General features: G+C 74.0%; 15 protein-coding genes. 10 read left to right on the top strand and 5 right to left on the bottom strand.

Features of this window, described 5'->3' with window-relative positions; translation table 11 throughout:
* Positions 1-319: 319 nt before the first annotated feature.
* Positions 320-1,018: a Mut7-C RNAse domain-containing protein gene (locus ABGB06_RS06055; protein ID WP_347586573.1), complete on the bottom strand. Its 699-nt coding sequence runs from the start codon at positions 1,016-1,018 to the stop codon at positions 320-322.
* Between the two features lie 11 nt (positions 1,019-1,029).
* Positions 1,030-1,671, bottom strand: a complete 642-nt coding sequence (locus ABGB06_RS06050) for a TetR/AcrR family transcriptional regulator (RefSeq protein WP_347585995.1) — start codon at positions 1,669-1,671, stop codon at positions 1,030-1,032.
* Positions 1,672-1,719: 48 nt separating this feature from the next.
* On the opposite strand from ABGB06_RS06050, the gene ABGB06_RS06045 reads away from it, so the two are divergent.
* The 8 genes from ABGB06_RS06045 to ABGB06_RS06010 all read left to right on the top strand — a co-directional run bounded on the left by ABGB06_RS06045 (position 1,720) and on the right by ABGB06_RS06010 (position 16,986).
* Entirely contained in the window at positions 1,720-3,351 is a 1,632-nt protein-coding gene (locus tag ABGB06_RS06045) for a carboxyl transferase domain-containing protein (RefSeq protein WP_347585993.1), read from the top strand.
* 86 nt (positions 3,352-3,437) lie between these two features.
* A complete protein-coding gene (locus ABGB06_RS06040) occupies positions 3,438-5,462 on the top strand; it encodes a biotin carboxylase N-terminal domain-containing protein (RefSeq protein WP_347585991.1) in 2,025 nt (674 codons plus the stop codon).
* Complete coding sequence (locus tag ABGB06_RS06035; protein ID WP_347585989.1) at positions 5,459-6,424, top strand: hydroxymethylglutaryl-CoA lyase; 966 nt, start codon at positions 5,459-5,461, stop codon at positions 6,422-6,424. The genes ABGB06_RS06040 and ABGB06_RS06035 overlap by 4 nt, the downstream gene beginning before the upstream one ends.
* Positions 6,425-6,473: 49 nt before the next feature.
* Positions 6,474-7,631 (top strand): acyl-CoA dehydrogenase family protein, encoded by a 1,158-nt coding sequence (locus ABGB06_RS06030; protein WP_347585987.1) that lies wholly within the window; start codon positions 6,474-6,476, stop codon positions 7,629-7,631.
* 281 nt (positions 7,632-7,912) lie between these two features.
* A complete protein-coding gene (locus ABGB06_RS06025; protein ID WP_347585985.1) occupies positions 7,913-10,930 on the top strand; it encodes a BTAD domain-containing putative transcriptional regulator in 3,018 nt (1,005 codons plus the stop codon).
* Between the two features lie 233 nt (positions 10,931-11,163).
* Positions 11,164-12,765, top strand: coding sequence for an FAD-dependent oxidoreductase (locus ABGB06_RS06020; protein WP_347585983.1), 1,602 nt, complete (start codon positions 11,164-11,166; stop codon positions 12,763-12,765).
* On the top strand, positions 12,762-13,424 hold the full coding sequence (locus tag ABGB06_RS06015; RefSeq protein ID WP_347585981.1) for a Rid family hydrolase: 663 nt from the start codon (positions 12,762-12,764) through the stop codon (positions 13,422-13,424). The genes ABGB06_RS06020 and ABGB06_RS06015 overlap by 4 nt, the downstream gene beginning before the upstream one ends.
* Before the next feature lie 265 nt (positions 13,425-13,689).
* Positions 13,690-16,986, top strand: coding sequence for an amidohydrolase family protein (locus ABGB06_RS06010; protein ID WP_347585979.1), 3,297 nt, complete (start codon positions 13,690-13,692; stop codon positions 16,984-16,986).
* A gap of 116 nt (positions 16,987-17,102) precedes the next feature.
* Here the strand turns inward: ABGB06_RS06010 and ABGB06_RS06005 are convergent, their stop codons facing one another.
* Together ABGB06_RS06005 and ABGB06_RS06000 are read right to left on the bottom strand one after the other, a co-directional pair.
* Positions 17,103-17,711: a GNAT family protein gene (locus ABGB06_RS06005; protein ID WP_347585977.1), complete on the bottom strand. Its 609-nt coding sequence runs from the start codon at positions 17,709-17,711 to the stop codon at positions 17,103-17,105.
* A 7-nt stretch (positions 17,712-17,718) separates the two neighbouring features.
* Positions 17,719-18,702 carry a hypothetical protein gene (locus ABGB06_RS06000; protein WP_347585975.1) on the bottom strand — a complete coding sequence of 328 codons (984 nt, stop codon included), beginning with the start codon at positions 18,700-18,702 and terminating at the stop codon, positions 17,719-17,721.
* Positions 18,703-18,905: 203 nt separating this feature from the next.
* On the opposite strand from ABGB06_RS06000, the gene ABGB06_RS05995 reads away from it, so the two are divergent.
* Together ABGB06_RS05995 and glmS are read left to right on the top strand one after the other, a co-directional pair.
* Positions 18,906-19,181, top strand: a complete 276-nt coding sequence (locus ABGB06_RS05995; RefSeq protein WP_347585973.1) for a hypothetical protein — start codon at positions 18,906-18,908, stop codon at positions 19,179-19,181.
* 42 nt (positions 19,182-19,223) lie between these two features.
* Complete coding sequence (glmS, locus tag ABGB06_RS05990) at positions 19,224-21,044, top strand: glutamine--fructose-6-phosphate transaminase (isomerizing) (protein WP_347585971.1); 1,821 nt, start codon at positions 19,224-19,226, stop codon at positions 21,042-21,044.
* A 384-nt stretch (positions 21,045-21,428) separates the two neighbouring features.
* On the opposite strand, the gene ABGB06_RS05985 is transcribed toward glmS, so the two are convergent.
* A complete protein-coding gene (locus ABGB06_RS05985; RefSeq protein WP_347585969.1) occupies positions 21,429-21,953 on the bottom strand; it encodes a universal stress protein in 525 nt (174 codons plus the stop codon).
* Between the last annotated feature and the right edge of the window lie 3 nt (positions 21,954-21,956).

Here is a 21,956-nt window from a genome sequence, read left to right as displayed (position 1 = left end):
CGAGCGGCGTTCGCAGCCGTCCGGCACCGGCGACCGTCCCACCGGACTGGCGCACCGCCTCGTCCGTGCCTGGGCAGGTGTGAGGCCGCGCCGGCACCAGTGGGCGGGCCGGGTTGTTCCGGGGGTCGCCTCCGAACCGGTGGGCCGGCCCCAGGGTGGTGGCCCGCACCGCCTGTGGTCCGTGCCCGTGGGCACATGCGCGGGCCGGCCCCGCAGGGCACGTCCGGGCCGGGGTACCCGTGCCGGGGTCTGGCCGGCCGGGGGCCGGGGGGTTCGGGGGCGGAGCCCTCGACGGAAGGGGCGGGTGGGTGAGAGGGACTCAGCCGAACTCCCGGACCGCGTCGGCGACGATCGCCGCCAGCTGCGCGTGGTGCGCGCCGCGCCAGTACACCCGGCCGCACGCCGTGCAGCGGGCGAACGCGTCGTAGGTGCGCCGCGTCCCGTGCTCCAGGTCGTCGGCCACCGTCGCCTTCTCCGCGTGCTCCAGCCACCCGTTGCAGGCCGTGCACCGGGTCCACGGCGCCAGTTCGGGGGTGAACCGGCTCAGCACGTCCCGCAGCTGCTCCGCCGTCCTGTCGCTGTACACGTACGCGCCCGCCCACAGCTCCCGGCGCCGCAGCAGCCCCCGGTCCCGGGACAGCAGCACCCGTCGCTCCGCCGCCGAGCGGGTGGCCAGCGCCGGGTCGCCGATGTCCTCGTTCTCGTACGCCGTGTCCACGCCGAGCAGCCGCAGCCGGCGCGCCAGCGACCCCAGATGGACGTCGAGCAGGAAGCGCAGCGGCGCGCCCGGCACCCGCTGCGGCCGGTCCACCGGGCAGACCCGCACCGCCTCGTCGGCCCCCGCGGGCACGTGCGAGACGGGCACCTCGTGCCCGTCCACCAGCAGCCGACCCACCTCCGTGAGCGGCACGCCGAGCGACTCGACCACGTGCCCGAGCGTGGACATCCCGTCCACGGTGACGCTCCGCTCGTCGGGGGCGGCCAGCGGCCCCAGCTCCGGCGCGAAGCTGACCCGGATCCGCGGCACCGCTACACCCCCGCCGGCGCCGCGGCCGCGGCGGCCGCGAAGGCGCCGCGCGCCATGCGGTGCAGCAGCGCCGCGGTCTCGTCGCGGTCGGGGAGCGAGGCGGGCCGGGAGAGGTGGGGAGTGGAGTTCAGCAGTCCGAACACCGCGTGCACCGCGGCCCGGGCCCGCGCCTCCGGCAGCGCCGGGTACACCCCGCGCAGCACCGCGACCCACAGCTCCACGTACTGCCGCTGCAGCTGCCGCACCCGCTTGCGGTCCTCCGGCGGCAGCCGGTCCAGCTCCCGGTCGTGCAGCGTGATCAGCGCCCGGTCGTCCAGGGCGAAGTCGATGTGCCCGCCGATCAGCGAGTCCAGGGCGCTGCCCGGCGGCTCGCCCCGCTCCTCCGCCTCCGACACCCGCAGCTGGCCGCCGTCCCGCAGCCGGCTGCTGATCCCGACCAGCAGCTCGGTCAGCATGGCGTCCTTGCCGGGGAAGTGCCGGTACAGCGCGGGCCCGCTGATGCCGACGGCGGCGCCTATCTCGTCCACGCCGACGCCGTGGAAGCCGCGCTCGGCGAAGAGCCGGGAGGCGGCGCGCAGGATCTGCCCGCGCCGGGTGGCACGGGTGGAGCCGGTGTCGCTGTCGGTGCGCGTGTGGGGGCTCATGTACCCCATTCTAGACAAGCCAGGTTAGCGAACGTTAACCTTGGTTCCATGCGGCAGGCAACGTTGCTGAGCAGCTCCGTCGATCCGGCCTCCGAGGCGTTCCTGGCCAACGAGGCGGCGCACCGCGAGCTGGCCGCCCGGCTGCGCGAGCGGCTCGCCGTCGCCCGGCTGGGAGGGGGCGAGCGGGCCCGCGCCCGGCACGTGGCGCGCGGCAAGCTGCTGCCCCGCGAGCGGGTGGACGCGCTGCTGGACCCGGGCTCGCCGTTCCTGGAGGTCGCCCCGCTGGCGGCCGAGGGAATGTACGAGGGCCAGGCGCCGGCGGCCGGCGTGATCGCCGGCATCGGACGGGTCAGCGGCCGGCAGGTGATGGTGCTGGCCAATGACGCCACGGTCAAGGGCGGCACGTACTACCCGATCACCGTCAAGAAGCATCTGCGGGCCCAGGAGATCGCCCTGGAGAACCGCCTGCCGTGCGTCTACCTGGTGGACTCGGGCGGCGCCTTCCTGCCGCTGCAGGACGAGGTGTTCCCGGACCGCGACCACTTCGGCCGGATCTTCTACAACCAGGCCCGGATGTCCGCCGCGGGTGTCCCACAGATCGCCGCCGTGCTCGGCTCCTGCACCGCCGGCGGGGCGTACGTGCCGGCGATGAGCGACGAGGCGGTCATCGTCCGGGGCCAGGGCACGATCTTCCTGGGCGGCCCGCCGCTGGTGAAGGCGGCCACCGGCGAGGTGGTGACCGCCGAGGAGCTGGGCGGCGGCGAGGTGCACGCGCGGACCTCGGGCGTCGCCGACCACCTCGCGGAGAACGACGCGCACGCGCTGCGTATCGTGCGGAACATCGTGGCCACGCTGCCGGCCTCGCCGGCCACCGAGGGGGCCGGGCTGCCCTGGCCGGTGGAGCCGGCCGAGGAGCCGGCGGTGGACCCGGCGGGCCTGTACGGCGTGGTGCCGGCCGACCCGCGCACGCCGTACGACATCCGCGAGGTGATCGCCCGGCTGGTGGACGGCTCCCGGCTGCAGGAGTTCAAGGCGGAGTACGGCACCACGCTGGTGACCGGCTTCGCGCGGATCCACGGGCATCCGGTGGGCATCGTCGCCAACAACGGCATCCTCTTCTCGGAGTCCGCGCAGAAGGGCGCGCATTTCGTCGAGCTGTGCGACCAGCGCGGCGTCCCGCTGCTGTTCCTGCAGAACATCGCGGGCTTCATGGTCGGCCGGGACTACGAGGCCGGCGGCATCGCCAAGCACGGCGCCAAGATGGTGACGGCCGTCGCGTGCGCCCGGGTGCCGAAGCTGACCGTGGTCGTCGGCGGCTCCTACGGCGCGGGGAACTACTCGATGTGCGGCCGGGCGTACGGTCCGCGCTTCCTGTGGATGTGGCCGAACGCCAAGATCTCGGTGATGGGCGGAGAGCAGGCCGCCGCCGTGCTGGCCACGGTCCGGCGCGACCAGGTCGAGGGGCGCGGCGAGGAGTGGAGCGAGGCCGAGGAGGAGGCGTTCCGGGCGCCGATCCGCGCGCAGTACGACACGCAGGGCGACGCGTACTACGCGACCGCCCGGCTGTGGGACGACGGGATCATCGACCCGCTGGAGACCCGCACGGTGCTCGGCCTCGCCCTGACCGCCTGCGGCAACGCGCCGCTGCCCGCCCCGTCGTTCGGCGTCTTCCGGATGTGACGGGACCTGACGCACCCGACGCACCCGATGCACCCGACGGACCCGACGGACCTGACCGACCGACCTGACGGAGAGGACCGGGGAGCATGTTCGACACCGTGCTGGTGGCCAACCGCGGCGAGATCGCCGTCCGGGTGATCCGCACCCTGCGCCGGCTCGGCGTCGCCTCCGTCGCGGTGTACAGCGACGCCGACGCGGACGCCCGGCACGTGCGGGAGGCGGACGCCGCGGTGCGCATCGGCCCGACGCCGGCCGCCGAGAGCTACCTGTCGGCCGAGCGGCTGCTGGCGGCCGCCGCCCGGAGCGCCGCCCAGGCCGTCCATCCCGGATACGGCTTCCTCGCGGAGAACGCGGCGTTCGCCCGCGCCGTCACGGCGGCCGGGCTGGCCTTCGTCGGGCCGCCGGCCGAGGCGATCGAGGCGATGGGCGACAAGATCAGGGCCAAGCGGATCGTCGCCGAGCACGCCGTGCCGGTGGTCCCGGGCACCCAGGACGCCGAGGCGGACCTCACCGCCGAGGGGGCGCGTGCGCTGGGCTTCCCGTTGCTGCTCAAGCCCTCGGCGGGCGGCGGCGGCAAGGGCATGCGCCTGGTCCGCGATCCGGCCGAGCTGACCGAGCAGATCGCCGGAGCCCGGCGCGAGGCCGCCGCCGCCTTCGGCGACGCGACGCTGCTGGCCGAGCGGTGGATCGACCGCCCCCGGCACGTCGAGGTGCAGGTGCTGGCGGACGGCGCCGGAACGGTGCTGCGGCTCGGCGAGCGCGAGTGCTCGCTGCAGCGGCGCCACCAGAAGATCGTCGAGGAGGCGCCGAGCCCGCTGCTCGACGACGAGACCCGGGAGGCGATGGGCCGCGCCGCCGAGCGGGCCGCCCGGGCCTGCGGGTACCGGGGCGCGGGCACGGTCGAGTTCATCGTGCCGGGGGACGATCCCGGCACGTTCTACTTCATGGAGATGAACACCCGCCTCCAGGTCGAGCACCCGGTCACGGAGCTCACCACGGACCTGGACCTGGTGGAGTGGCAGCTGCGGATCGCGGCCGGCGAGCCGCTGCCGTTCGGGCAGGACGCCGTCCGGCACCGCGGCCACGCCGTCGAGGCGCGGATCTACGCGGAGAACCCGCGGGTCGACTTCCTGCCCTCCTCCGGCACCGTCCGGCTGCTGCGCGAGCCCGTGGGCGAGGGGGTCCGCGTCGACTCGGGCCTGGTCGAGGGCGCCGAGGTGGGCACGGCGTACGACCCGATGCTGGCCAAGGTGATCGCGCACGGCCCCGACCGCGCCACCGCGCTGCGCCGGCTGCGCGCCGCGCTGGCCCGGACCACCGTGCTGGGCCTGGACACCAACGTCGGATTCCTGCGCCGCCTGCTCGCCCACCCGGACGTCGCCGCCGGGGACCTCGACACCGGCCTGATCGAACGGGAGGCCGCCGCGCTCGCCGAGCCCGCCGTCCCCGACGAGGTGTACGCGGCCGTCGCCCTGCTCCGCCAGCACGCCCTGGCGCCGCGGACCGCGCCCGGCGGGTGGACCGATCCGTTCGCCGTGCCCTCGGGCTGGCGGCTCGGCGGCGAGCCCGCCTGGACCACCTCCGAGCTGCGGGTGCCGGGCGGCGACGCCGTCACGGTCCGGGTCAGGACCGGCGAGGTCCGGGTCGGCGACGCCGAGCCCGCGCCGGCCCGGCTCCTCGACCCGGCCACGGCCGCGGAGAGCGGCACGATACGCGTCGAGCACGCCGGCGCCACCCACACCTTTCAGCACGCGGCGGTGCCCGGCGGGCACTGGCTGGGTCGGGACGGCGAGGCGTGGCACGTCCGGGAGCACGACCCGATCGCGGCGGCCGGCACCGGGCCGACCGCCGCCGGCGACGCGCTGACCGCGCCGATGCCCGGCACCGTCACCGTCGTCAAGGCCGCCGTCGGCGACCGGGTGACGGCGGGTCAGAGCCTGGTGGTGGTGGAGGCGATGAAGATGGAGCACGTCGTCACCGCCCCGCACGACGGGACCGTCACCGAACTGACCGTGACCGCCGGCGCCGTGGTCGCCATGGACCAGGTGCTCGCCCAGGTCGCCCCGGATTCCCCGGACACCCCCGACGCCCCGGAGGAGGAGCCCCGATGACCGACGAGCCGACGGGCGGGTCGCCCCGCCCCCTGCCGATGCGGGTACCGGCCGACGGCCTACCTGACCAGGTCCGGATCCACGAGGTCGGCCCGCGCGACGGCCTGCAGAACGAGTCGTCCGTCGTCCCCGTCGAGGTCAAGGCCGAGTTCGTGCACCGGCTGGCCGCGGCCGGGCTGACCACCGTCGAGGCCACCAGCTTCGTCCACCCGCGCTGGGTCCCGCAGCTGGCCGACGCCGAGGAGCTCTTCCCGCTCCTCGGCGACCTGACCGGCGTCCGGCTCCCGGTGCTGGTGCCCAACGAGCGCGGGCTCGACCGGGCGCTCGCGCTCGGCGCCCGCGAGGTCGCCGTCTTCGCCAGCGTCACCGAGTCGTTCTCCCGCGCCAACCTCAACCGGTCGGTGGACGAGGCGCTCGCCATGTTCGCCCCGGTCGTCGCCCGCGCCGCCGGCGCCGGCGTCCGGGTCAGGGGCTATCTCTCGATGTGCTTCGGCGACCCGTGGGAGGGCCCGGTGCCGGTGGCGCAGACCGTGCACGTGGCGCGCCGGCTGCACGAACTGGGCTGCGACGAGCTGAGCCTCGGCGACACCATCGGCGTGGCCACCCCGGGACACGTCAGCACGGTGCTGCGCGCCCTGCTCGCCGCCGACATCCCCGTCCAGCACCTCGCGGTGCACTTCCACGACACCTACGGACAGGCCCTGGCCAACACCCTGACCGCGCTCGGCCACGGCGTCACCACCGTCGACGCCTCGGCCGGCGGCCTCGGCGGCTGCCCGTTCGCCCGGAGCGCCACGGGCAACCTCGCGACCGAGGACCTGCTGTGGATGCTGCGGGGCCTGGGCATCGAGACCGGCGTCGACCTCGACCAGCTCGTCGCCACCAGCGCCTGGATGGCCGACCACCTCGGCCGCCCCAGCCCCTCCCGAACCGTTCGCGCGCTCAGCCCGCATCCCGGCTGACACCTCTCCCGGCCGGCTCCCACAGGAGCCCGAACGATAGGAACCGACCATGCCCCTGGACCACCGACTCTCCCCGGAACACGAGGAGCTGCGCCGGACGGTGGAGTCGTTCGCCCGCGAGGTGGTCGCCCCGAAGATCGGCGACCACTACGAACGCCACGAGTTCCCCTACGACATCGTTCGCCAGATGGGCAGGATGGGGCTCTTCGGCCTGCCCTTCCCCGAGGAACACGGCGGCATGGGCGGCGACTTCCTCGCCGTCTGCCTGGTGCTGGAGGAGCTGGCCCGCGTCGACTCCTCCGTCGCCATCACCGTGGAGGCGGGCGTCTCGCTCGGCGCCATGCCGATCCACCGCTTCGGCACCGAGGAGCAGAAGCGCCGCTGGCTGCCCCGGCTGTGCTCGGGGGAGGCGCTGGCCGCGTTCGGCCTCACGGAGCCCGGCAGCGGCTCGGACGCCGGCGCCCTGTCCACCACCGCCGTCAGGGACGGCGACGAGTGGGTGATCAACGGCACCAAGTGCTTCATCACCAACTCCGGCACGGACATCACGGACCTGATCCTCGTCGCGGCGGTCACCGGGCGCGGCGACGACGGCTCCCCCCGCATCTCCACGATCGTCGTGCCGACCCCCAGCCCGGGGCTGACGGTCGCCGCGCCGTACTCGAAGGTCGGCTGGAACGCCTCGGACACCCGCGAGTTGTCCTTCGCCGACGTCCGCGTTCCGGCGGAGAACCTGCTGGGGGAGGAGGGGCGCGGCTTCGCGCAGTTCCTGTCCACCCTCGACGAGGGCCGGATCGCGATCGCCGCGCTCGCCACCGGACTGGCCCAGGGCTGCGTGGACGAGTCCGTGGCCTACGCCGCCACCCGCACCGCGTTCGGCCGCCCGATCGGGAAGAACCAGGCGATCCAGTTCAAGATCGCCGACATGGAGGCGCGCGCCCACACCGCCCGCACGGCGTGGCGGGACGCCGTCTCCCGGATGCTGGCGGGGGAGCCGTTCAAGAAGCAGGCGGCGATCGCCAAGCTGCACTGCTCCGACGTGGCGGTGACCAACGCCCGCGAGGCCACGCAGATCCACGGCGGGTACGGCTTCATGAACGAGTACCCGGTCGCCCGGATGTGGCGGGACGCGAAGATCCTGGAGATCGGCGAGGGCACCAGCGAGGTGCAGCGGATGCTCATCTCCCGCGAGCTCGGCGTGGGGTGACCCGGCGCCTCGACACAACGTGCCCGGGACGCGGCCTGTCGTCGCGTCCCGGGCACGTCACACCCGCCCTGGGTGTGCCGGGCCGGTGGCGGCGGAGCCACCGACCCGGTATCCCCCGTGAGCTCCGCCGGCCGGTGGAGGGGCTCCGGCGGTGCCACAACGACAAGAATGCGGGTGACGCTTTCGTCTCACTTTCCTCGCCAGGGAAGCCGGCACCGCCGACCCTGTGACCTGGTGCGCCAGACTGGGGCCCGGCGGGGTGGAGGAGTGCGAAAGAGACCATGGACTTCCTGGTGCTGGGCCCTCTGGAGATCCGGTGGGACGCGCGGCGTGACACGGTCCCGGGGCGGTTGCGGCGGATCCTGCTGGGTGTGTTGTTGGCGCGGGCGAACCAGTCGGTGCCGGCGGATGTGCTGGTGGATGTGTTGTGGGGGGAGCGTCCCGAGGAGCGGGCTCGGCAGCGGTTGCATCTTCATGTGCACCGGTTGCGGGCGGTGCTGGGCGATCCGGAGCGGCTTTCGCATGGTCCTGAGGGGTATCGGCTGCGGGTGGTGCCGGGGGAGTTGGACGCGGAGCGTTTCGAGTCGTTGGTGGCCGAGGGGTTGGAGGTCGCGGGTGGGGATCCGCGGCGGGCGGTCGAGGTCTTGCGCGAGGCGTTGGGGCTGTGGCGGGATGTGCCGTTCGCGGATCTGGATATCCCGCTGCTGACGGACTGGGCTCACGAGTTGGCCGAGCGTCGGCTGGTCGCCTGTGAGGCGTTGTTCGAGGCGGAGGTGGCGTGTGGCCGGAGCGCCGCGGTGGCCGGGGAGTTGGCCACCTTGGTGCGGGAGCATCCGTTGCGGGAGCGGTTGCACGGGTTGCTGATGATCGCGTTGTACCGGTCGGGGCAGCCGGGTGCGGCGTTGGCGGCGTACCGGGCGGCACGGGAGACGCTGGTCGCGGAGCTGGGGTTGGAGCCGGGTCCCGAGCTGCGGGAGCTGGAGGCCCGGATGCTGGCGGGCGAGCCGGTGGAGGTCGGCGCCGAACAGGAAGAGGAACCGCGCACCGCCGTGCCCGCCCAGCTTCCCGGCGACGTGACGGGGTTCGTGGGCCGGGAGGTCGAGCTGGCGGAGTTGGACGGGTTGCTGTCTCCCGACGCCGCGGGCGCGCGGGGTGTGGTGATCTCGGCGGTGGCGGGGACGGCGGGGGTGGGGAAGACCGCTTTGGCGTTGCGCTGGGCGCATCGGGTGCGGGAGCGGTTCCCCGACGGGCAGTTGTACGTCGACCTGCGTGGTTACGGGCCTGATCAGCCGGTGTCGCCGCTGGATGCGTTGGCGGGGTTCCTGCGGGCGTTGGGTCTGGAGGGCGCGGCGATCCCGCAGGACGAGGCGGAACGGGCCGCCCGGTTCCGCACCCTGCTGGACGGCCGACGGATGCTCGTCGTCCTGGACAACGCGCACAGTGTGGCGCAGGTGCGGCCGTTGCTGCCGGGCAGCCCGACCTGCTTCGCGCTGGTCACCAGCCGCGACGCGCTGGCCGGGCTGGTGGCGCGCGACGGCGCCCACCGACTCAACCTCGACCGCCTGCCGTTGGCCGATGCCCGTGCCCTGCTGCACGAGGCGCTCGGGGAACGCGCGGCGGTCGACCCGGCGGCGACGGACGCGTTGATCGAACGCTGCGCCCGGCTGCCGTTGGCCCTGCGGATCACCGCCGAGCTGGCCCGATCCCAGCCCGCCCGCACCCTCGCCGACCTGGTCGAGGAGCTCGCCGACCAGCAAGGCACCCTGGACCTGCTGGATGCGGACGGGGACCCCTACACGGCCGTGCGGGCGGTGTTCTCCTGGTCCTACCAGCGCCTCGACCCGGCCGTGGCCCGGGCGTTTCGGCTGCTGGGCGTGCATCCGGGGCACGACGTGGACGCGCACGCCGTCGCGGCCATGGCCGGCGCCGGGCCGAGGGAGACCCGCCGCGCCCTGGACGCCCTCCTGCGGGCGCATCTGGTCGATCAGGTGGCCGGCAGCCGCTACCAACCCCACGATCTGCTGCGCGCCTACGCCGCCGAACTCGCCGCCGACACCGAAGGACCCGTGGAGCGGGAGGCGGCCCTGGGCCGGCTGCTGGAGTACTACCTGGCCACCGCCTCCGCCGCCATGGACGTCCTCGTGCCGCACGAGGCCCACCGGCGGCCCAAGCTGTCGTCCCCCGGGTTCGGCGGCTTCCCCTTCGAGGCGCCGCCGCTCACCTCCCACGACCATGCCATGCGCTGGCTGGACGCCGAACGGGCCAACCTGCTGGAGGCCACCCGGCACGGCGACGACGCCTACACCATCGCCGTGGCGCAGACCATCTGGCGCTATCTCGACATCGGCGGTCACTCCCTGGAGATGCTCGCCCTGTGCACCCGGGAACTCCAGGCGGCCGAGACCCTCGGCGACCCGCTCGCGGAGGCCAACGCGCGCACTCATCTCGCCCTGGCCAGGAACCAGTTGGGCCAGGGCGACGAATGCGTGATGGCCCATCTGCAGCGGGCCGTCGACGCCTACGAACGGGCGGGTGAGCCGGAGCTGCAGGCCCTGGCGACGAACAACCTCGGAATCGTCCTGGTGCGCAACGGCGAACTGGCCGAGGCCGCAGGCCGGTTCGAACGGGCGCTGGAGCTGAACGGACCGACCGGGCCGTGGACCCTCCGCCGCGCGGCCAGGGTCAATCTGGCCTACTGCCTCAAGGGCCTCGGCCGGTACGAGGAGGCGCTGAGGACCAACGAGGCCGCCCTCGTGCTCTGCCAGGAGAACGGCGACCAGACCAACGAGGCCAACGTGAACGTCGGCATCGCCGAGGTGCACCACCTGGTGGGCCGGGGGGACAAGGCACGCGAGCACGCCCTCCGCGCCCTGGAGCTGGCCCGCAGGACGGGCTACCGGGGCGTCGAGTCGGACAGCGTGCGTCTCCTCGGCGTGCTGTGCCGCGACCAGGGGGACCACGAACAGGCGGTGCGCTACCAGGACGAGGCGCTGGCGCTGGCCCGTGCCGTGGGCCACACGGACTCGCTCGTCGAATGCCTGATCGAGCTCGCGGCCACCCACGCGGCGGCCGGAGACTCCGCCCGAGCGCTGGCGCTCTACGACGAGGCGCTGACCGTGTCCGGCGAGGCCGGCCACCGCAAGTGGCTGGCCGACTCGCACGCCGGCGCGGGCGCCGCCCGCGCCGGGCTCGGCGAGCTCGAGGCGGCGCGCGAACACTGGCGCCAGGCGCTCGGCCACTACGAGGCGCTCGACCTGCCCCAGGCGGACGAGATGCGGGCCCTGCTCGGCGGCGCCTGAGCCTGCCCGCCGCACGCCCCGGCCCCCGGCGGCCACCGGGGGCCGGGGCGTCCCGGTGTCGGCCCGGCCGTGGTCGCGCTCCGCCTCCCAAGGCGCCACGGTGAGTGCGCTCATGACACTGACACCCCACAGGTATGCATCCGTAACACTCCTGACGGAACGTCTCTCCTTGCCCAGACCTGATCGAACTGCGCGACTCGGGCGGTGCTCCGCGTCGTGGGCTAGGAGGCAACATGGAGGTGGGGGCTTCCCGCCGCGACTTCCTGCGGTCCGTGGGGATCGCCGGTGGTGCGGGGGTGCTGTACTCGACGATGGGCGCCATGGGCCTCGCGCCCGTTCCGGAGGCGCGTGCCGAGGAGTTCCGCCCCCCGCGGCGCGGTGATCTCACGCTCACCGGCCGGCAGGGCCAGCGGATCCTGATACTCGGCGGCGGGATAGCCGGTCTCGCCACCGCCTACGAGCTGGGGAAGGCCGGCTACGACTGTCACATCCTGGAGGCCAAGGACCGGCCGGGCGGCCGGAACTGGACGATCCGCGGCGGCACCGGGCTGACCGACCTCGACGGCCGCACCCAGCGGGCGTCGTTCTCCGAGGGCCAGTACATGAACGCCGGCCCGGCGCGGTTGCCGCAGTCCCACGTGACCCTGGACTACTGCCGTGAACTCGGCATCCCGCTGGAGGTGTTCACCAACGCCAACGCCAACGCCTACATCCACCACGAGAACAGCGCCGCGCTCGCCGGCCGGCCGGTGCGGTGGCGCACCGCCAAGGCGGACGTCTACGGCTACGTCTCCGAACTCCTCGCCAAGGCCACCGATCAGGGCGCCCTGGACGCCCAGCTGACCGCCGAGGACAAGGAGCGACTGCTGGCGTTCCTGCAGAACTTCGGCGCCATCAAGGGCCGCGCCGACGGCTGGTCCTACACCGGCACCGACCGGCGCGGCTACACCACCGAGCCCGGGGCGGCGTTCGAGGCGGGCACCGTGCTCGGCCCGCCGCCCTCCATGTCCGACGTGATCGCCAGCGGCCTGGGGCAGCGCCTCTCGTTCGAGTTCGGCTACGACCAGGCCATGCTGATGTTCCAGCCGGTGGGCGGCATGGACGCCATCCCGTACGCGTTGGCCGAGGCGATCGGCCGCCGCCGCATCACCTACGGAGCGCGGGTGACCGCGGTCACGAACCTCGACGACGGCGCCGAGGTCACCTGGACCGACTCCCGGGACCGGGAGCGGACCGAGCGCGCCGACTACGTGGTGGCGGCCATGCCACCGCAGATCATGGCCCGCGTCCCGCACAACCTCGGCGCCGACGTCACCGCCGCGCTGCGCTACGCCGTGCCCACGCCGGTGGGGAAGATCGGCCTGGAGTACCGCAGCCGTTGGTGGGAGCGGGACGAGCACATCTACGGCGGCATCACGCCGACCGACACCGACCTGGCCACCATCTGGTACCCCTCCTACGGCTACCACGGCCGCCGCGGCACGCTCATCGGCTACTACAACTTCGGCGACCACGCCCTGGCCTACAGCGCGCTCCCGCACCACCGCCGGGAGGAGCGGGCAGTCAGCCGGGGCGTGCGGATCCACGGCCCGAAGTACCGCGACGAGTTGGCCACCTCCTTCAGCGTGGCCTGGCACCGCACCCCGCACATCGAGGGCGGCTGGGTGGGTTGGCCCTCCCAGTCGGGACCGGAGTACCGGCTCCTCAACGAGCCGGCCGGGCACGTCTACTTCGCCGGTGACTGGCTCAGCCACGTCATCGCCTGGCAGCACGGGGCGTTCACCTCCGCCCGCAAGGTCGTCATGGACATCCACGAGAGGGTGATGGCGCAGTGAGCGCGTACCTCAACTCCCGACGTCTCCGGCTGTGCGGGGCACTCGCCGCCGTCGTCGCCCTGCTGGCCGGCACCGCCGTGACCGCCGAGGCCCGCGGCTGGTGGGCGCCGCGCCCGCACGAGGTGCGGGTCATGCTGCCGGAGGGCAACAGCAACCCGGCGATCGCCAACGGCGTGGCCGTCGGCGGCGAGGTGGCCACGTACACCAGCAGCGGCCTCGGCCCCGCCGAACGCAATCCCGCCGCCCCCGCCGGCTCGCCCGAGCGCTACACCGACCCGGAACTGACCGAGGGCAAGGACGGCGTGACCATCACCGAGGCCCAGGCCCTGGTGGTGCTGGACGCCATCGTCGCCAACCTCGCGGCGGCCGGGGTCGCCCCCGACGACGTCGTCACCATGACCTGTTACCTGGTCGCGCCGCCCGGGACGGCGACCGCCGACTACGCCGGCTGGAACCGCGCCTACCGCCAGTACTTCGCCAACGTCGACCTGGAGACCGAGGAGGTCCTGCCGGTGCCGATGGGCACCTCCGAACCGGCGCCGCCGCTGGTCCCCAACGATGCCCGCCCGGCCCGCGCCACCCTGGAGATCGACTCACTGGCCGTGCCCGGCTGGCTGGTCGAGGTCCAGGTGACGGCGACCTACCCGCGGCACCGCTGAGGCGCGTTCGCCCCCCGGTCCGCCTCACCCGCTGATCCACTCCACCCTGCTCCGCTCCGGACCGTCCCGACACCTCCACACCGTCACCCCACGTGCGGTTTCCCACGGAACTCCCCACACACGCGCCCCTCCTTCGCACCCGTCCCACCCGACGCGCTGGTTTCGGACCCGGCCGGGGCGGGGGAGGGGGCCTGGGACGCCACGATCCGCACCAACGTCGGTTCCCGCCACCCCTTCCCTCCACGTCCTCGACCAGGAGCCCACGGTGGACACAGACCCCTCCCGACGCCTCCCCGCAAGCGACTCCCGCCGCCTCTCCCGGCGCGACTTCCTCCAGGCCACCGCCGCGACGGCGGCCACGGTCGCCACCGTCACCGCCGTCGATCCGCCGGCCGCGGCGGCTCTCTCCGGCGCGGCGACGCACCCGCACCCCGGCACCGCGTCCGGCGCCGTCACCCTGTCCTTCTCCGCCGCCACCAACGGCTCCGCCACCCTCTCTCCCGCCGGCGACGTGCTCGTCGCCGAGGTGCAGACCGTGCTGTGGTCCCTGCCGCGCCAGGGCGGCGAGGCCACCCCGCTCACCCCGCCCGACCTGGAGCCCACCCGGCCGCACTTCTCCCCGGACGGCCGGTCGCTGGTGGTCAGCGCCTACCGCGGCGGCGGCTTCCACATCTGGACGCTGCGCCCCGACGGCTCCGGGCTGCGCCAGCGCACGGACGGCCCGTTCGACGACCGCGGCCCGGCGTGGTCACCCGACGGCACCCGGATCGCGTTCTCCTCGGAGCGCGAGGGCGACCCCGTGACCGGGAGCCCGTACCGGATCTGGGTGCTCGACGTCGCCACCGGCGGCCTGACCCGCGTCACCGGACTGCCGGGACAGGACGGGCCGCTCCAGGACGGCGCCTGGGAGGACTTCGATCCGACGTGGTCCCCGGACGGCCGGCGGCTGTGGTTCGTGCGCGGCTCGCTCACCGCCCAGGCGACGCTCCAGGCCCGCACCGTCGTCTCCGTGCCGGCCGACGGCGGCGGCCCGGTGACGGTCGAACACGTCGACGACGCGGACCCCGGCACCGGCGCCCAGATCATGACCCCGACCGTCTCGCCCGCGGGACGCCTCGCCTACCTCCGCACCACGCCCGCGCCCGCCGCCTCCTGCACCCTCGTCGTGGACGGCGGCCCCGTCGACCTCGGGGCCGTGGCCCTGCCCGTCCCGCCCCGCTGGGTCTCCCGTGACGACCTCCTGCTCACCGCCGGCGGCCAGTTCCGCGTCGTGCGCCCCGCCGCACCCCAGGACGCCCCCGCCATCCCGTTCACCGCCGCCCTCCCCGTCGAGCGCCCCCGCTACCGCGTGAAGCGCTACGACCTCGACGGCGGCGGCAGCATGGGGGTCCCCCCGGCCGAAGGCTGGGGGACGGTCCGCGCCCCGCACCTGCCCGCGCTGTCCCCGGACGGCCGGCAGGTCGCGTTCGTCGCCCTCAACGCCCTGTGGGTGGCGCCCGTCTCGGGCCACGGCCGACCGCGCCGCATCGTCCGGGCCGACCCCACCCGCTATCTGCTCGCGCCCACCTGGACGCCCGACGGGCGCGGCCTGGTGTACGCCGACGACCGCGACGGGCTCCTCGCCGCGCGCCGCCGCGACCTCGACTCGGGCGAGGAGACGGTGCTCGCCGCCGGCGGACGCGTCTTCCCGGTGCTCTCCCCGGACGGCGAACGGCTGGCCTGCCTGGACATGGCGGGCAACCTGCTCGTCGTCGACCTGGCCAGCGGGTCCGAACGCACCCTGGCCGCCCCGCTCGGCGGCGGCGGCCTGCCCGGCCCGCCGAGCTGGTCGCCCGACGGCCGCCACCTCGCGCTCTGCGACCGCAACCGGCTCAACCAGCGCTTCCGCGAGGGCTACAACCTCATCCGGGTGGTCGACACCGAAACCGGCGCTGCCGCCCTGCACGCCGTCCGGCCGCACACCTCGCTCTCCGACCGATACGCCTCGGGCCCCGCCTGGTCCCCGGACGGCCGCTGGCTGGCGGTGGTCGCCGAGTCCGCGCTGTGGCTGCTGCCGGTCGCGGCGGACGGCACGCCGACCGGCGAGCCGCACCAGCTCACCAGCGAGGCCGCCGATCATCCCTCCTGGTCCGCCGACGGGCGCACCCTGCTGTACCTCACCGCCGGAGGGTCGGCCGGCACGCTCCGCACGATCGACGTGGACGGCGGCACCCCCAGGACCGTGCCGCTCTCCCTCGACTACCGGCGCCCGAGCCCGGTGGACGTCGTGGTGCACGCCGGCCGCCTCTGGGACGGCACCGGCGACGCGGTGCGCGAGGACGTCGACCTCGTGGTGCGCCGGGGCCGGATCGCCGCCGTCGAACCGCACCGCGCCGGGCGCCCGGCCGCCCGCCGGGTCGACGCGTCCGAACGGACCGTCATCCCCGGCCTGTGGGACTGCCACACCCACCCCTGGCAGAGCACCTACGGCGGGCGGCAGACCGCACTGCAACTCGCCTACGGCATCACCACCGCGGTCTCGCTCGGCGGCTTCGCCTACGAACAGGCCCGGATCCGCGAGGCGGTGGCCGCCGGCGAGCTCGTCGGGCCGCGGCTGCTGGCCACCGGGGAGCTGCTCGACGGGACGCGCGTCGCGTACAGCATGGCCCGCGCCCACGGCACCCGGGAGGGGCTGCGACGCTCCCTGGACCGGGGCGCCGCGCTCGACTGGGACTTCGTCAAGACGTACGTCCGGGCGCCCGGCTGGATCATGGAGGAGGCGGCGGCCTTCGCGCACGACCGGCTCGGCGTGCGCACCGGCAGCCACCTGTGCACGCCGGGCGTGCAGCTCGGCCAGGACCTGACGACCCATCTCCAGGCCACCCAGCGCCTGGAGTACGGCCACGCCACCACGGCCGCCGGACACGCGTACCAGGATCTCGTCGAGACCTACGCCGCGGCCGGCGCCGACTTCCACCTGATCGCCACGCCGTTCACCGCGCTGCCGGTGCTGGGCGCCGACCCGGAGCTGGCGGACGACCCCCGGGTCGGCACGCTGATGCCGCCGTGGGACGTCGCGGCGGTCCGGGACCAGGCGGGACGCCCGCCCACCGCCGACGAGCTGGCCACGCTGGGCACCGAGACCGAGATCTACCGCCGGGTGCTGAGCGCCGGCGGCCTGGTCGCGCTCGGCACCGACCAGCCACTGGTCCCGGTCGGGCTGCACCTGCACCTGGCGCTGCGCGCCCTGCACCACGCCGGGCTGTCCCCGGCCGAGACGCTGCGCACCGCGACGGCGTTGCCGGCCCGGGTGTTCGGCGCCGACGAGGACCTCGGCACCCTCACCGAGGGCCGGCTCGCCGACGCCACGATCGTGGACGGCGACCCGTTCGCCGACTTCGCCGATCTGGTCCGCACGACCGCGGTGCTGCGCGCCGGCGTCCCGACCCACCAGTCCGATCTGCTCGACGCCTTCGCCGACGCCCCCGGCACGGCGGCCGACCCGGGTGCCGCCCGTTGGCGCGAGGTCACCCACCTGATGCGCCGGGACAGTTGCTGCGACCTGTCGGGGCCCGGGCACTGAGGAGCACTGGGCGGCGCCGGGGACCGGGGGGCGGCTGAGAAGCACTGAGAAGCACTGAGAAGCACTGAGGAGCGCTGAGAAGCACTGACGGGCGCGAACGGCCGCCGGCGCGCGGGTCAGGCCGGCGGCCGGCCCCGGTGCCCGGCCCACTCCGGGGCGAGGATCGACATCACCGTGGCGTCCACCCACCCGTCGCCGTCGCGCAGGGCGTCCCGCAGCACGCCCTCGGCCACGAAGCCGACCTTCTCGTAGGCCCGGCGGGCCCGCGCGTTGAACGCGTAGACCTCCAGCGAGATCCGGTGCAGCCCGAGCCGCTCGAAGCCGTAGCCGACGGTCAGCCGCACCGCCTCCGTGCCGAGCCCGCGGTCGCGTCCGGCCGGGCCCAGCAGGATCCGGAAGCTGCAGCCGCGGTTGCGCTCGTCCCACTCGTTCAGCACCGCCTCGCCCACGCAGCCGCCGCTCGCCCGGTCCACGACGGCCAGGTCGAGCCGGTCGGGCTGCGCGTCGCGCGACCCGTACCAGGCCCGCAGCGACGCGTCGTCGTCCGGCGGCAGCGGCGTGCTCCCGGTGAGCCGGACGGCCTCCGGATCGCGCAGCGCCTCGCTGAGGGCGGGCAGGTCCGCGACCACGTCGAACGGCCGCAGCACCACCTTCTCGCCGGTCAGGGTCGGCTTGACGGTGAAGTCGGTGAAGTCGGTGAAGTCGGTGAATTCGCCGGCCGGCACGCCACCGCTAGGCCCATTCGCTCTTGTAGAAGACACTCGCCTGCCGCACCCCGTCGGTGTTCGAATGGAAGCCGAAGGCCAACCGCGGGCCGCTCGAGGACAGCCAGACGGCCATGCCCTCCGGCTCCCGCCCCGAAAGCGACTCCCCGGCGGTGGTGCCGAACCGGTCCACCTCCGTCGACTGTCCCACGTCGTTGAGGTCGACCGCGGTGAGATACGAGGTGCGACCCACCCCGCCCTCCAGCAGGTAGGCGTACCGGCCGTAGGCCGTGAAGCCCTGGAAGGGGTGCTCCTCGCCCCACGCGCCCCGCGAGGGCAACGCCCGCTCGACGAGCCGGTACTCGCTGGTCAGCCGCCCCGCCCGGGCGTCGCTGAGCCGGAACGCGACGATGCGCGGCATGTCGGCGTCCACCTTGTAGCGCACCAGCAGCCGGTCGTGGGCGGGGTCGATGGCCGGCTGGGGGTTGACCATGGTGTCGCCGACGGAGGGGGTGCGGTCCTGGATCGCGGGGTCGTCCTGGTCGAGCGTCGCGCCGTTGACGAACCGGAACCGTCCGACGCGGGTGCCGAAGCCGCTGCCGCTGGTGCGCCACTCGGTCCACAGGTAGACCTGCCCGTCGTACGGCTCGACGCCGATCTGGACGCCGTGTCCGAAGCCGTGCAGCGCCATGGCGCCGAGCTCGTTGCCCGCGGTGTCGGTCCTGGTGACCCACAGGTCCCCGACCCGGGCGGGATCGGTGTTCGCGGGGTTGGTCTGCACGAAGTAGACGTGCTGGTTGACGTTGTCGTAGGCGAACGACTGCATCTGCCAGTTGGCGTGTAACGACGCCCGCCACACCGGGTTCCCGCCGGCGCCGTCCAGCGCGAACCGCGTCGAGTCCGGCACGTCGGCCGAGGCGGCCGGCGCGTTGCGCAGCCCGCCCACCCCCACCAGCGCCGCCGCGGCCGCCACTCCGCCGGCCCGAACCACTCCCCGCCGGCTCACGGTCATGAGGCCCCTCCCTCGGTCGTGCCCTGGCCATGTCTGGCGCTCCTCGGCGGCAGCCTAGCCTTCGGGCGCCCGTCCCGACCCCCGTTCGACCGAGTCGCGCACGACGCCCTTCCGGGCCCGCCCCACGGCGTCGCGCGACACGCCGCTGCCCGATATCGGGCAGGATTGTTGCGGAACGGCGTCTCGATCCCCAGTATCGAAGGGTGCTCTCGGCGTCGTACGGACATGACGATCTCGTGGACCATCTCGTGCGCACCACGTCGCTGGGGCGCGGCGAGGCGGCCCGGGTGGTGTTCGACGTGCTGGCGTACTTCGACGAGTCGACCGAGGAGTTCGTCCGGCGGCGGCACCGCGAACTGCGGGCCCACGGGCTGCGGAACGACGCGATCTTCGGGCGGATCGCCGAGGAACTGCCGCGCCGCGCGGTGGCCCCGCCGGCGCTGTCGCTGCGACAACTGCGACGCATCGTCTACGGCTAGGCCGCCGGAGACCGACCAACGGACAGCAGGAGGAGACCCTTCATGTGCGGGATCGTGGGATATATCGGGAAACGAGATGTTGCGCCCCTGCTGCTGGAGGGACTCCAACGGCTGGAGTACCGCGGCTACGACTCGGCCGGCATCGCCATCCACTCCAGCGGCCGGGCGGGCGGCATCAAGTCGGTCAAGAACAAGGGCCGGGTCCGCGACCTGGAGGGGATGATCCCCGCGCGGTTCGCCGGATCCGCCGGCATCGCCCACACCCGCTGGGCCACCCACGGCGCGCCGAACGACGTCAACGCCCACCCGCATCTGGACGCCAAGGGCCGGGTCGCCGTGGTGCACAACGGCATCATCGACAACAGCTCGGAGCTGCGCGCCAAGCTGACCGCCGACGGCGTCGAGCTGGCCTCGGAGACCGACACCGAGGTGCTCGCCCACCTCATCGCCCGGGCCCAGGCCACCACCTGTGAGGAGAAGGTCCGCGAGGCACTGCGCCACGTCGAGGGCACCTACGGCATCGCGGTGCTGCACGCCGACTTCCCCGACCGGATCGTGGTGGCCCGCAACGGCTCCCCGGTGGTGCTGGGCATCGGCGAGAAGGAGATGTTCGTCGCCTCCGACGTGGCCGCGCTGATCAGCCACACCCGCCAGGTGATCACCCTGGACGACGGCGAGATGGCCACCATCAAGGCGGACGACTACCGCACCTACACCACCGACGGCAGCCGCACCGCCGCGTCCCCCACCACCGTGGAGTGGGAGGCGGAGTCGTATGACATGGCCGGCCACGACACGTACATGCACAAGGAGATCGCCGAGCAGCCGGAGGCCGTGGACCGGGTGCTGCGCGGGCGGATCGACGACCGCTTCGCCACCGTCCGGCTCGGCGGGCTCAACCTGGACGCCCGGGGTGCCAGGGGCGTGCGCCGGGTGAAGATCCTGGGCTGCGGTTCGGCGTACCACGCCGGGCTGATCGGCGCGCAGCTGATCGAGGAGCTGGCCCGGGTGCCGGCCGACGCCGAGCCGGCGAGCGAGTTCCGGTACCGGAACGCCGTGGTGGACCCGGACACGCTCTACGTCGCGGTCAGCCAGTCCGGCGAGACGTACGACACGCTCGCCGCGGTCCAGGAGCTGAAGCGCAAGGGCGCGATGGTGCTCGGCGTGGTGAACGTGGTCGGCTCCGCCATCGCCCGGGAGACCGACGGCGGGATCTACGTGCACGCGGGTCCCGAGGTCTGCGTGGTGTCCACCAAGTGCTTCACCAACACGGCGGTGGCGTTCGCGCTGCTGGCCCTCCACCTGGGCCGGATCCGTGACCTCTCGGTCGCGGACGGCAAGCGGATCATCGCCGGGCTGCGCAAGCTGCCCGAGCAGATCGACGAGATCCTCCGCCAGGAGCAGCGGATCGCCGCGGTGGCGGCCGACTTCGCCGGCGCCAACAGCATGATGTTCGTCGGCCGGGTGCGCGGCTTCCCGGTCGCCAAGGAGGCCTCGCTGAAGCTGAAGGAGGTCTCCTACATCCACGCCGAGGCGTATCCCGCCTCCGAGCTCAAGCATGGCCCGCTGGCGCTGATCGAGCCGTCGGTGCCGACGGTGGCGATCGTCCCCGACGACGACCTGCTGGACAAGAACCGCGCCACGCTGGAGGAGATCAAGGCCAGGTCGGGGCGCATCCTCGCGGTGGCGCACCAGGACCAGCCGAAGGCCGACGACACGATCCTGGTGCCGCGCAACGAGCCGGAGCTGGACCCGGTCCTGATGGGCATCCCGCTCCAGCTGCTGGCCTACCACACGGCGCTCGCGCTGGGCCGGGACATCGACAAACCCCGGAATCTGGCCAAGTCCGTCACCGTGGAGTGACCGAAGAGGAACGGTCCGCCCGGCGCCCGGTGTCACCGGGCGGGCGCCCGGCGTGACCGGCCGCCGCGCGGCGGCTTGCCAGCGGCATACGGAGACCGCACGGAGACCGCGGCCGGGTGTGAGCGGGCATGCGGCGGCGTGCGAGGGCATACGGCGGCCCCCGTGGGGTGCGTGCCACCAAACGCACCCCCGGGGGCCGCCATCTTGTGCCGGCGTCGCCCATTACGCCGGCGGGAGGAGCCGCCGACGGGTCCGTCACCTCCCGTCGGCGGCCAAAGCCTTCCTGTCCCCCTTTATGCCCATCACAAGCGCACAATCCACCCCCGGTAGCTGGGGTTTTTGGTGAATGACCGGTGAGCGGTGCCGGTGGCCATCCCGAAGCCCCTACGGGATGACGACCACGGGGCGCTGGGCGCGCCGCGCGAGTCGTCCGGAGACGGAGCCGAAGAGCCTGCCGAGCAGCCCGGTGGTGGTGCCCACGACGATGGCGTCCGCCTCGTACTCACGCCCGACCTCCTCCAGCTCATGACAGATGTCGCCGCCGCGCTCCAGCAGCACCCAGGGCACGTCCGACAGGTGCTCGGCGCAGGCCAGCTCCAGGCCCAGCACCTCGGTGCGGTGGTCGGGGACGTCGACCAGGGCCGGGGGCTCGCAGCCCGCCCACACGGTGGTCGGCAGCCGGTTGGCCACATGCACGATGATCAGTCCGGAGCCGGACCGCTTCGCCATGCCCACGGCATAGGCGAGCGCGCGCTCGCTCGACATGGAGCCGTCGAAGCCCACCACCACGCCGTGCCGGAACGCCGGATCCTGCGTGGTGCGATCGTCTTCCGCCGGTTCGGGCGTGAAAGCCGCCGGATCGGCGACTCGCCTGCGATCCGCTGGTTCGGGGAACTCGTATCCAGCCATCGG

This window comes from Streptomyces sp. B6B3 (assembly GCF_039871525.1).
Classification (GTDB): Bacteria; Actinomycetota; Actinomycetes; order Streptomycetales; family Streptomycetaceae; genus Streptomyces.
Note: the sequence above shows the minus strand (reverse complement) of the source record. Positions and strands in the feature narration are given on the sequence as shown.

Coding starts and splice junctions, on each gene's coding strand:
- ABGB06_RS06050 (WP_347585995.1), bottom strand. CDS start 1,671: ATGAGCCCCCACACGCGCACCGACAGCGACACCGGCTCCACCCGTGCC.
- ABGB06_RS06045 (WP_347585993.1), top strand. CDS start 1,720: ATGCGGCAGGCAACGTTGCTGAGCAGCTCCGTCGATCCGGCCTCCGAG.
- ABGB06_RS06040 (WP_347585991.1), top strand. CDS start 3,438: ATGTTCGACACCGTGCTGGTGGCCAACCGCGGCGAGATCGCCGTCCGG.
- ABGB06_RS06035 (WP_347585989.1), top strand. CDS start 5,459: ATGACCGACGAGCCGACGGGCGGGTCGCCCCGCCCCCTGCCGATGCGG.
- ABGB06_RS06030 (WP_347585987.1), top strand. CDS start 6,474: ATGCCCCTGGACCACCGACTCTCCCCGGAACACGAGGAGCTGCGCCGG.
- ABGB06_RS06025 (WP_347585985.1), top strand. CDS start 7,913: ATGGACTTCCTGGTGCTGGGCCCTCTGGAGATCCGGTGGGACGCGCGG.
- ABGB06_RS06020 (WP_347585983.1), top strand. CDS start 11,164: ATGGAGGTGGGGGCTTCCCGCCGCGACTTCCTGCGGTCCGTGGGGATC.
- ABGB06_RS06000 (WP_347585975.1), bottom strand. CDS start 18,702: ATGACCGTGAGCCGGCGGGGAGTGGTTCGGGCCGGCGGAGTGGCGGCC.
- glmS (WP_347585971.1), top strand. CDS start 19,224: ATGTGCGGGATCGTGGGATATATCGGGAAACGAGATGTTGCGCCCCTG.
- ABGB06_RS05985 (WP_347585969.1), bottom strand. CDS start 21,953: ATGGCTGGATACGAGTTCCCCGAACCAGCGGATCGCAGGCGAGTCGCC.